The 9,938-nt window shown below is 72.3% G+C and carries 10 protein-coding genes and 2 pseudogenes; 6 read left to right on the top strand and 6 right to left on the bottom strand.

Annotated elements, in window-relative coordinates; genetic code table 11:
* On the bottom strand, window positions 1–209 hold a 209-nt coding region (locus tag GA0070216_RS36055; RefSeq protein WP_218108155.1), incomplete at its 3' end, for a hypothetical protein.
* 45 nt (window positions 210–254) lie between these two features.
* On the opposite strand from GA0070216_RS36055, the gene GA0070216_RS36050 reads away from it, so the two are divergent.
* The 3 genes from GA0070216_RS36050 to GA0070216_RS09905 are packed head-to-tail and all read left to right on the top strand — an operon-like array spanning window position 255 to window position 2,508.
* A complete protein-coding gene (locus GA0070216_RS36050; RefSeq protein ID WP_218108154.1) occupies window positions 255–632 on the top strand; it encodes a hypothetical protein in 378 nt (125 codons plus the stop codon).
* Complete coding sequence (locus tag GA0070216_RS09910) at window positions 629–1,234, top strand: tetratricopeptide repeat protein (RefSeq protein ID WP_091242549.1); 606 nt, start codon at window positions 629–631, stop codon at window positions 1,232–1,234. Before GA0070216_RS36050 ends, GA0070216_RS09910 begins: the two co-directional genes overlap by 4 nt.
* An 8-nt stretch (window positions 1,235–1,242) precedes the next feature.
* Complete coding sequence (locus GA0070216_RS09905; protein WP_091242757.1) at window positions 1,243–2,508, top strand: glycosyltransferase; 1,266 nt, start codon at window positions 1,243–1,245, stop codon at window positions 2,506–2,508.
* A gap of 60 nt (window positions 2,509–2,568) precedes the next feature.
* Here GA0070216_RS09905 and GA0070216_RS34445 read toward each other — a convergent pair whose 3' ends face one another.
* Both GA0070216_RS34445 and GA0070216_RS09900 read right to left on the bottom strand, forming a co-directional pair.
* Window positions 2,569–2,736 carry a hypothetical protein gene (locus tag GA0070216_RS34445; protein WP_176738891.1) on the bottom strand — a complete coding sequence of 56 codons (168 nt, stop codon included), beginning with the start codon at window positions 2,734–2,736 and terminating at the stop codon, window positions 2,569–2,571.
* A 204-nt stretch (window positions 2,737–2,940) separates the two neighbouring features.
* Entirely contained in the window at window positions 2,941–3,288 is a 348-nt protein-coding gene (locus GA0070216_RS09900) for a GroES family chaperonin (protein WP_091242545.1), read from the bottom strand.
* A gap of 134 nt (window positions 3,289–3,422) precedes the next feature.
* Between GA0070216_RS09900 and GA0070216_RS09895 the strand changes: the two genes are divergently transcribed.
* Entirely contained in the window at window positions 3,423–4,778 is a 1,356-nt protein-coding gene (locus GA0070216_RS09895) for an AI-2E family transporter (protein ID WP_342670714.1), read from the top strand.
* Window positions 4,779–4,871: 93 nt separating this feature from the next.
* Here GA0070216_RS09895 and GA0070216_RS36570 read toward each other — a convergent pair.
* Window positions 4,872–5,558 (bottom strand): annotated as a pseudogene (locus GA0070216_RS36570) (ATP-dependent DNA helicase); the annotation flags it as partial.
* A gap of 132 nt (window positions 5,559–5,690) precedes the next feature.
* A pseudogene (locus GA0070216_RS36565) lies at window positions 5,691–7,052 on the bottom strand (ATP-dependent DNA helicase); the annotation flags it as partial.
* 140 nt (window positions 7,053–7,192) lie between these two features.
* Here GA0070216_RS36565 and GA0070216_RS09885 point away from each other — a divergent pair.
* Window positions 7,193–7,699: a DUF402 domain-containing protein gene (locus tag GA0070216_RS09885; protein ID WP_091242533.1), complete on the top strand. Its 507-nt coding sequence runs from the start codon at window positions 7,193–7,195 to the stop codon at window positions 7,697–7,699.
* Between the two features lie 136 nt (window positions 7,700–7,835).
* On the opposite strand, the gene sigJ is transcribed toward GA0070216_RS09885, so the two are convergent.
* The gene (sigJ, locus tag GA0070216_RS09880; protein WP_281190406.1) at window positions 7,836–8,807 is read right to left on the bottom strand and encodes an RNA polymerase sigma factor SigJ; all 972 of its coding nucleotides are present in this window, start codon (window positions 8,805–8,807) and stop codon (window positions 7,836–7,838) included.
* A 123-nt stretch (window positions 8,808–8,930) separates the two neighbouring features.
* Here sigJ and GA0070216_RS09875 point away from each other — a divergent pair, with 123 nt between their 5' ends.
* Window positions 8,931–9,911, top strand: a complete 981-nt coding sequence (locus GA0070216_RS09875) for a PPK2 family polyphosphate kinase (protein ID WP_091242530.1) — start codon at window positions 8,931–8,933, stop codon at window positions 9,909–9,911.
* Window positions 9,912–9,938 lie beyond the last annotated feature (27 nt).

The following is a 9,938-nucleotide window of genomic DNA, read 5'->3' as shown; positions in this document are numbered from 1 at the left end:
AGGGGCCGCAGGGTGTCGCGGGCGCGCAGGGCGCGCAGGGTGCGCAGGGCGACGTGGGCGTGCAGGGTGCGCAGGGCGATGCGGGTGTGCAGGGGCCGCAGGGTGTCGCGGGTGCGGCAGGGGTTCAGGGTGCGCAGGGCTTCCAGGGTGCCCAGGGCGACGTCGGCGCGCAGGGTGCCATCGGTCCACAGGGCATTCAGGGTGTACAAGGTGCCCAGGGCGACGTGGGACCTCAGGGACCTCAGGGCGCGGGCGTGCAGGGTGCTCAGGGTGCTCAGGGCGCGCAGGGAACGGCGGGCAACGGAATCCAGGCGGCCTACATTCAGGGCCCGCTGACCGTGATCGCGGACACCCCCGTTGATTTCGGGTGCGTGCCCGGAGACATCGCTGTCGGCACCGGATACCAACTCTCGGGTGCGGGCGTGAATCCGGTGCTGATCCAGCCGCTCTCGATCAGCGGCTACCAGTTCACTTTCACCGGCGGTGGTGCCGACATCTGGGTGTCCTGCATCTCGCCCGCCATGCCGTTGGCGCTCGCCCCTGCGGCCGACAGGTCGGATCGGGCAACGGCGAAGAACAGTGGCCGTACCAGCCGGCCGAACCGCCCCAGTACCGTCAAGGAGGAGAAATGAGCACGCGTCAGATACTCGGTTCACTTGCCTGTGGTGCGGTCCTGCTTGTCGGAGTCCCGGCGTGCAGCGCTAAACCCGCCGACAAGCCGCAGGCCAGCAGTTCCGGCAGCAGCGACAGTACGAACGGCGGTTCCCACACCGGATCCACGCCGGCGGATCTCCTGAAACTCGGTGTCGAGCAGGGCCAGGCCGGTGACTACGACACGGCGAAGGCCAGCTTCGAGAAGGTGCTGGCCGACGAGGCCGACAACAAGTTCGCCTGGTTCAACCTCGGCTTCATCGCACAGTCGCGCAACCAGGTCGACGAGGCGATCAGCAACTACGACAAGGCGTTGGCGGCCGACGGCGACTACAAGCCGGCCCTCTACAACAAGGCCATCGTTCTGGAAGGCAAGGCGCCGACGACGTCGATGGAGATCTACCGCAAGGTCGTGTCCATCGACGACAAGGCGTCGACCGCCTACCTCCGACTGGGCTTGCTGCTGTCCAAGTCCGGTGACGAAGCGGCGGCGCGGGACGCCTTCAAGGCGGCCATCCGGCTGGACAAGGGACTCACCTCTGCCGTACCGGCGAAGTACCGGCCCGCCCCGACGGGCAGGTGACCGACCCGATGCACACACCGCGTGTAACGGTCTTCACCGGAAGCAACCGCACCCGCTTCATCGACGAGTGCTTCCGGTCGCTGGTGGCGCAGACCTTCACCGACTGGGAATGGGTGGTCATTCTCAACCAGGGGTCCCGGTGGCGGCCCGAGGCGCACGACGATCGCATCCGGCTCGTCGTCCAGGACGACCTCAACGGTGTGGGTGCCGTGAAGGCGTTCGCCTGCGCCGAGGCTGCCGGGGACATCCTGGTCGAACTCGACGACGACGATCTGCTCAGCAGCGACTGCCTGCAGGAAATTGTCGACGCCTTCGACTCCCACCCGGAGGTGGGGTTCGTCTACAGCGACACCGCCCAGATCCAGGAGGACGGTGGCCGCTGCGAGGACCGTTTCGCGAGTTCGTTCGGCTGGCGGCACTACGACGAGAAGGTGGACGGCCGCGAGGTGCTGGTCTGTCGGGCGTTGCCGCCGACGCCGCACAACGTGAGCTACATCTGGTACGCACCGAACCACGTGCGGGCCTTCCGCCGGGACATCTACGAGAAGGTCGGCGGATACGACGAGTCGCTCGACGTCGCGGATGACGCCGACCTCATGGCGCGGATCTACCAGGTGAGCGAGTTCCACCACATTCAGAAATGCCTCTACCTGCAGCGCATGCACGCCAAGAACACGCAGCGTATTCCGGAGTTCAACGCCCGCATTCAGCAGCGGACGGTGGAGATCTACGACCGGAACATCCAACAGAACGCGTTGGCCTGGTCGCGGCGGCAGGGACTCCAGGCGCTCGACCTGGGTGCCGCGCACAACAAGCCGGAGGGCTATCTCGGTCTGGACTACCACGACGGGCCGGGCGTCGACCTGGTCTGCGATGTGACGAAGGGAGTCGATCTGCCGGACGGCAGCGTCGGGGTCATCAGGGCCGTGGACTTCCTGGAGCACATTCCGGACAAGATCGCACTCTTCAACGAGTTGTACCGGCTGCTCGCTCCGAACGGGATGCTGTTGTCGCTGACCCCCAGCACCGACGGTCGAGGCGCCTACCAGGACCCGACGCACGTGGCGTTCTACAACGAGAACTCTTTCTGGTATTTCACGGACGCCAACTACTCTCGTTTCGTGCCGGAGATCCGGTGCCGATTCCAGGCGTCGCGGTTGGTCACGTACTTCCCCAGCGAATGGCACCAGACGCACCACATCCCGTACGTCTCGGCGAATCTCATCGCGATCAAGGACGATGTGCTGCGCAACGGCGGGCTGCTGAACATCTGACCACTGCGAGGCGCAGCCGCGTCCCGCGTGGGTGTTCGGATCGTGCCCGGCCGGGACCGGTCAGGTCATCAGGGTGGTGAGGAAGTCGCCGAGGCCCTGGGCCATCGCCATCAGGGCCGCCCCGATCCCCTTGAACAGTTGCGCCGCCCCGTCCGGGCGGAACGCCATGAAGTAGATCAGGAAGGCGACGCTGCCCCAGAGCAGCACCTTCTTCACGAGAATCGGCATCGTCCCTCCCCAGGGCACCTGGACGTGCCTGGCTTCCCACCAGGAAGCCGGACAAACCGGGAGGCTGGACAAACACCGAGGGGCCGGGTAGGTGGGCGGGCCAGGGGCCGGGCAAACGCGCGGACGGGGGGATGCGTGCCGGCCGCCAACCGGACGCCGGGTGAACCAGCGGGACAGGCGGGTGATGCCCGACGGCGAGTACGCCTACAGGTAGAGGCCGGTGCTGCCGGTGGGCTCGCTCTCCACCCGCTCGGCGGCGACGGCGTGCACGTCGCGCTCGCGCAACAGCACGTACCCCCGACCGTGCAGTTCGACCTCGGAGCGGTCGTCGGGGTCGAAGAGCACCCGGTCGCCGGCCACCACGGCGCGGACGTGCGGGCCGACTCCCACGGCGGTGGCCCAGGCCAGTCTCTTGCCGACGGCGGCGGTGGCCGGGATGACGATGCCGGCGGTGGAACGGCGTTCGCCCTCGCTGCCGTCCACCTTCACCAGCACCCGGTCGTGCAGCAGGCGGATCGGCAGGCCGGTGTCGAGGTTCGGGTCGACGGTCACGCCAAGACGCTACCGTGTGCTCCGGTGGCGTCCACCCGGTGGTTGAGCCGATGCGGCACGGGCGGGTTGAGCTGGTGCCGCGCGGGGCATTGAGTGGCGGAACTGTCCTACGCTGGCGGGTTCCCGGACGTACCCTGTCCGGGCCGTCGCCCCAGGCGACCCGGTGTGTCGTTCTTCAGCAGGAGGTGCGCTTGAGCCGCTTCGAGCGGGTACGCGGCCGGCTCCGCCGCGCGTACGAGTCCGGGCGGGAGTCGGGCCGCGCGGGGCGTGCCGATCCGGCCGATGCGCCCGAGGGAACCGGAGTGGCCACCCCCGCGTCGCCCGGCCCGGTGGCGGCCCCGTCGGCGACGGTGGTCGGCGCCGAGCCTCCGGCGGCCCTGTACCACTCCACCTCCAGCCGCGATGACGCCGACGTGCCGCACGCCCTGCGGATCGCTGCCGCCTGGTCGTGGCGGTTGATCGTGATCGGTGCGGTCACCTGGACGCTGTTGAAGATCGTCGGGGCGATCAGCATCGTGATCATCCCGCTGCTGGTGGCGCTGCTGCTCTCCGCGCTGCTCGCCCCGGCGGTGGGCTGGCTGCTGCGCGTCCGGGCCCCCCGCTCGCTGGCCACCGCCGTGGTGATGGTCGGCGGCCTGGTCGCGGTGTTCGGCACGCTGACCCTGGTGGTCAACGAGTTCATCCAGGGGGTGCCGGAGCTGAGCGAGAAGTCGTCGCAGGGGGTACGGCAGATCCAGGACTGGCTCAAGACCGGCCCGTTGCACCTGTCCGACAGCCAGCTCAACCGGTACATCGAAGAGGCGCAGGGCTGGATCAACGGCAACACCGAGAAGTTCACCAGCGGTGCCCTCGCCACCGCCACCACCCTGGCCGAGCTGCTCACCGGCGCGGTCCTGGTGCTCTTCGCCACCTTCTTCTTCCTGCGTGACGGCAACCGGATCTGGCGGTTCCTGGTCCGCCTGCTGCCGGTCGCCGCCCGGTGGAAGGTCGACGACGCCGGTCGGGCCTCCTGGGCCACGCTCGGTGCCTATGTGCGGGCCACCGTGCTGGTGGCGTTCATCGATGCGGTGGGCATCGGCATCTTCCTGGTCGTCTTCGACGTCCCGTTCGCCTTCCCGCTGGCCGCCCTGGTGTTCCTCGGCGCGTTCATCCCGATCGTCGGCGCGTTCCTCTCCGGGGTGGTGGCGGTGCTGGTGGCGCTGGTCGACAGCGGCCCGGTGACCGCCCTGATCATCCTGGGCGTGGTGATCGGTGTGCAGCAGGTCGAGGGGCACCTGCTCCAGCCGTTGATCATGGGTCGGGCGGTGGCCATCCACCCGCTCGCGGTGATCATCGGAATCGCCGCCGGTGTGGTGCTCGCCGGCATCACCGGCGCGCTGGTCGCGGTGCCGCTGATCGCCGTGCTCAACACCGCCGTACGCCGGCTGGCCGCCCGCAGCGTGCCGGACACCCCACCGGACGCCGTGGTGGTCGCCTCCGAGGCCCCCTGACCGGGGCCGGTCCGATCGACCCCTGGTCAGGCCGGTCGTCCGACAGCCGAGAAGCCGCCCGTTCCCCTGCGGGAGCGGGCGGCTTCCGCGTGGTCAGACCTTGGCGAGGCGTTCCAGGGCGCCCTGGGCCACCTCGGGCCGGGTGGTGTACCAGAACGGCGGCAGCGAGCGGCGCAGGAACGGGCCGTAGCCGCGCGCCGTCTCCAGCCGCGAGTCGAGGACCGCCACCACCCCCCGGTCGCCGGTGGCCCGGATCAGCCGACCCACGCCCTGGGCCAGCCGGACCGCGGCGATCGGCACGCTGACCGCCGAGAAGCCGGAACCACCGCCCGCGTCCACCGCCGCCGCCCGCGCCGCCGCCAGCGGCTCGTCGGGACGCGGGAAGGGCAGCCGGTCGATCACCACGAGTTGGCACGAGTCGCCCGGCACGTCCACCCCCTGCCAGAGCGACATCACCCCGAACAGGCAGCTCGACCGCTCCTCCCGGAACCGGCGGACCAGCAGCGGCAGCGCCTCCTCGCCCTGGAGCAGCACCGGCAGGTCGGTGCGGGCCCGGACCAGCTCCGCGGCCTGCTGCGCGGCCCGTCGGGAGGAGAACAGCCCGAGGGTACGACCACCGAGCGCACCGACCAGGGTCAGCAACTCCTCGCCGGCCGCCTCGGGCAGCCCGGAGACGCTGGGGCGGGGCAGATGCGCGGCGACGTACAGGATGCCCTGCCGTGCGTAGTCGAACGGTGAGCCGACGTCGAGGGACGACCAGCCCGGCCCCGAGGTGGCCGGTACGACGCCGGTGGCGGCCCGGCTGCCCGGCGTGGTCGCCACCGGACCGGCACCCGGTGCCCCGCCCGGTACGACGCCGGTCGACCGGCCGGCGGCGGCGGTGGCCAACGCGGCGGCGGCCGGGGACGGCGGGGCGGGCGGCGGCGCGTCCAGACCGAGGGCCCGGGCCACCGTGTCGAACCGGCCGCCCAGCGCCAGGGTCGCCGAGGTGGCGACCACGGTGCGCTCGTCGTACAGGTGGGTGGACAGGGTGCCGGCGACCGACAGCGGCGCGACCACCAGCGCCCGGCGGCTGCCGTTGTCCGGCTTCTCCACCCAGGCCACGTCGTGGTCGGCCTCCTCCAGCAGCCGCTGCGCGGTGGTCGACAGCTCGTCCAGCGCGGCCTTGGCCTGCTGCTTGCGGACCGGGTCCGGGTCGTCGGCCTTGACGTCGCCGATCGCGTCGAGCGCGGCCCGGGTGGCCGCGTCGAGCAGGGTGCACGCCTCGCGCAACGGGCCGGGCAGACCGCCGGTGAGCCGACCGGCCGGGGCCTCGGCCAGCCCGACGGCGAGCGCGTCACCGGCCTCGGTGAGCCGGTCGGCGACGTCCGGCCGCAGCAGCGGCCGGGCCCGCCGGGCGGACCGGTCGATCAGCTCCGGGACCAGCTCGGCCTGCGCGGCCGAGGAGACCCGGTCGGCCAGCTCGTGCGCCTCGTCGATGATCAGCAGCTTGTGCGGCGGGACGATGTGCCGGCCGGCCAGCATGTCCACCGCGAGCAGACTGTGGTTGGTGACCACCACGTCGGCCTCCCGGGCGCGGGCCCGGGACGCCTCGGCGAAGCACTCCTGGCCGAACGGGCAGCGGGACGCCCCCACGCACTCGCGGGCGGGCATCGACACCAGCCGCCATGCCTGGTCGTCGACGCCCGGGTCCAGCTCGTCCCGGTCGCCGGTGTCGGTCTTCTCGGCCCAGTCGCGCAGCCGTTGGATCTGCTTGCCCATCCGGCCGGCCTCACCGAGCCACTTCGTCCCGCCGCCCGGCCGGGCGGCGGGGGCGTCGAAGAGGGTGTCCTCCGGCTCGTCCTCGGTGGAGTTGTCCAACCGGGCCAGGCAGAGGTAGTGGTGCCGACCCTTGAGCACGGCGAAGGTGGGGCGGCGGCCGAGCAGCGGCTCGACCGCGTCGGCGAGCCGGGGCAGGTCGTGCTCGACCAGCTGGGACTGCAACGCCAGGGTGGCGGTGGAGACCACCACCGGCCCGTCCACGGTCAACGCCGGGGCCAGGTAGGCAAGCGACTTGCCGGTGCCGGTGCCCGCCTGCACCAGCAGGTGCTCGCGGGCGGCGACGCTGTGCTCGATCGCCTCGGTCATCTGCTGCTGGCCCGGCCGGGTGGCGCCGCCGGGGACCGCGCCGACCGCCGCCGCGAGCAGTTCGGTGCCGCTCGGCCGGCCACCGCGCCGTCGGCCGGAGCGGGCCGACGGGGTGCTGGGGCCGGCGGCGGTACGGGGCGGAGTCACCGTGCGACGGTACCCGCCGCCGCCGACAGTGGACGCGCCGCTGCCCCCCGCGTGGCGCGGTCACCGTCCGGATTGTCGCCACCCCGGACCGCTCAACTCCCTGCGGCGACGAGTGGGCGGAATCGGCTAGGGTGCGACTCATGCCGAGCGACGTGGTCCGTGTGATCTACCGCAAGTACGACGGCAGCGCCCATCGCGACTACCCGGCCCGTCGGTTGGCCGAGGACGACCTCGGGGTGTGGCTGGGGGTGACCGAGGGCACCGCGTCGGTCTACCACGGCCGGCCCTCGGTGGAGCAGATTCCCTTCGTCCTGCTGGTGCCGCACCGGGCCTGGTGGACGGGCATGTTCAACCCGCCGCCGCGGACCAGCGAGGTCTACTGCGACATCACCACCCCGGCCCGCTGGGAGGGTGACGACACCGTCCACCTGATCGACCTCGACCTGGACGTGGTGCGCCGCCGGAGCACCGGCCTGGTGGAGTTGCGCGACGAGGACGAGTTCGCCGAGCACCGGGTCCGGTTCGGCTATCCGGACGAGGTGGTGGCGCAGGCGCAGGCGGCGGCGGCCCGGCTGCTCACCGCCCTCGGCGACGGCACCGAGCCGTTCGCCTCCGCCTACCGCAAGTGGTTGGCCCTGGTGGTCTGACCCGGCGGCCGGTGGTGACCCGGCTGGTCCGACCGACGGGAGCGGCCCGCCCCGGTAGGCGTGGTGCGGCCTGGGCGGGTCGGCGTGGTCCGGCCGGTGGGTGCGGTCGCGGCGGGGCGGGGCGGGGCGGGGCCGGTCACCAGCGGGGCGGCCAGGTGGCGTCGGGGGCGAGGTCGGGCAGCAGGTGGAGCTTGTCCGGGTTGAGCTGGTGGAACAGCCCGCTGATCCGGCCGTCGTGCACGGCGAACCCGGTGACCATCCGCAGCAGCCGGCCGTCGGGTGCGACGGTCTCCAGGTGCAGGCCGAGCACCCCGTCCACCAGCACCGGTGCGGCCCGCAGGTGCTGGCCGTACCGGCTGGCCCGGGTGAAGAGGCCGAGCAGGAAGCGGGCCACCGGGTCGACGCCGACGATCGGTCGCCGGGCCGTCGGGAAGTGCCCGCCGCCGTCGCCGATCAGCACCACGTCCGGGGCGAGCACCCGGACCAGCGCGTCGAGGTCGCCGGACTCGGTCGCGGCGGCGAACGCGGCCAGCACCCTGCGCTGCTCGGCCGGGTCGGCGGTGTGCCGGGGCACGTCGGTGGCGGTGGCCGCCCGGCGGGCCCGGGAGGCGTGCTGGCGGGCCGCCTCGGGGGTGCTCGCCAGCACCTCGGCGATCCGGGCGAACGGCACCGCGAACACGTCGTGCAGGACGAAGGCGACCCGCTGCTCGGGGCTGAGCCGTTCCAGGACGACCAGCAGGGCGGTGCCGAGCTGGTCGCGCCGGACCGCCCGGTCGGCCGGGTCGGGGGCGAAGCCGTCCGGTGCCGGCACGCCGCCGTCCCACGGCGTGACCACCGGCTCCGGCAGCCACTGCCCCGGGTACGTCTCGCGACGGACCCGGGCCGAGCGGAGCACGTCGAGGCAGATCCGGGCGCAGGTGGTGGTGAGCCAGCCGCCCAGGTGCCGGATCTCGGCCCGGCGCTGCGGGTCGGCGAGCGCCCCGGCGTAGCGCAGCCAGGTCTCCTGGACGGCGTCCTCCGCCTCGCTGCGGCTGCCGAGCATCCGGTGGGCCACCGCGGTCAGCCGCCCGCGTTCCGCCTCGAACTCCGCCACCAGGTCCACCGTCACCACAAACCTCCCCGGGGTACGACCGGATTCTCCCCACCCACCGGACGTCCCGCCACCGGCAAAGGTGACAGCCCGGTGCCGGCTCGACGGGCGGGTGGTGCGGCGGTGGGCGAGGATCGGGGGATGCGCGCAGACGAGGAGACGGAGATCGTCGTACCCGAGGGTGCGACGGTGCGGGAGTTGTTGCGGGTGTCCCCGGGCGGTGGACCGATCGACCTGGGGGCGGTCGATCCCCGGTCCACCCCGGGACTGCCGGCGGCGGCGGGCGGCGGGAAGGACCGCAAGCCGTGGGCCCGCCGGCAGGTCGAGCTGATCGGTGCGGGGTTGGCCCGGCAGCAGGAGATGCTCTTCGCCACCGCCAAGGCGGCCGGTGGGCCGGACGCGCCCACCTCGGCCCCGACCGGTGGCGGGTCGAAGCTGCGGCCGGGGCGGCCGGGGCGGCTGCTGCTGGTGCTCCAGGCGATGGACTGCGGGGGCAAGGACGGCACCGTGAAGCGGGTGGCCGGCGCGATGAACCCGCTCGGCCTGCACATCCGCTCGTTCGGCCCGCCGACCCGGCAGGAGCTGCGGCACGACTTCCTGTGGCGGATCCGCCGGGCGTTGCCCCCACCCGGGTACGTCGGGGTCTTCAACCGTTCGCACTACGAGGACGTGCTGGTGGCCCGGGTCGACGCGCTGGTGCCGGAGGAGACCTGGCGGGCCCGGTACGACCGGATCAACGCGTTCGAGCGGGAGTTGACCGACGGTGGCGTGACCCTGGTGAAGGTGATGCTGCACATCTCCCGGGACGAGCAGGCGCGGCGGTTGTCGGAGCGGTTGACCGATCCGACGAAGCACTGGAAGTACCAGCCGAGCGATCTCGACTCCCGGGCCCGCTGGGACGACTACCAGGCCGCGTACGCGGAGGCGCTGGGGCGGTGCGACACGGACGCCGCGCCCTGGTTCCTGGTGCCGGCGGACCGCAAGTGGTACCGGGACTGGGCGGTGGCGCACCTGCTGCGGGAGACGTTCGAGGGTCTTGATCTGGGGTATCCGGCTGCCGGTTTCGACGTGGAACGGGAGCGCCGGCGGTTGTCGAGTGGCGGCGGTGACGGCCGAGGTTAACAACAGATGAACGACCGGTGAATCGGG

This window comes from Micromonospora matsumotoense, assembly GCF_900091525.1.
Taxonomy (GTDB): domain Bacteria; phylum Actinomycetota; class Actinomycetes; order Mycobacteriales; family Micromonosporaceae; genus Micromonospora; species Micromonospora matsumotoensis.
Note: the sequence above shows the minus strand (reverse complement) of the source record. Positions and strands in the feature narration are given on the sequence as shown.

Coding starts and splice junctions, on each gene's coding strand:
- GA0070216_RS09910 (WP_091242549.1), top strand. CDS start 629: ATGAGCACGCGTCAGATACTCGGTTCACTTGCCTGTGGTGCGGTCCTG.
- GA0070216_RS09905 (WP_091242757.1), top strand. CDS start 1,243: ATGCACACACCGCGTGTAACGGTCTTCACCGGAAGCAACCGCACCCGC.
- GA0070216_RS34445 (WP_176738891.1), bottom strand. CDS start 2,736: ATGCCGATTCTCGTGAAGAAGGTGCTGCTCTGGGGCAGCGTCGCCTTC.
- GA0070216_RS09885 (WP_091242533.1), top strand. CDS start 7,193: ATGCCGAGCGACGTGGTCCGTGTGATCTACCGCAAGTACGACGGCAGC.
- GA0070216_RS09875 (WP_091242530.1), top strand. CDS start 8,931: ATGCGCGCAGACGAGGAGACGGAGATCGTCGTACCCGAGGGTGCGACG.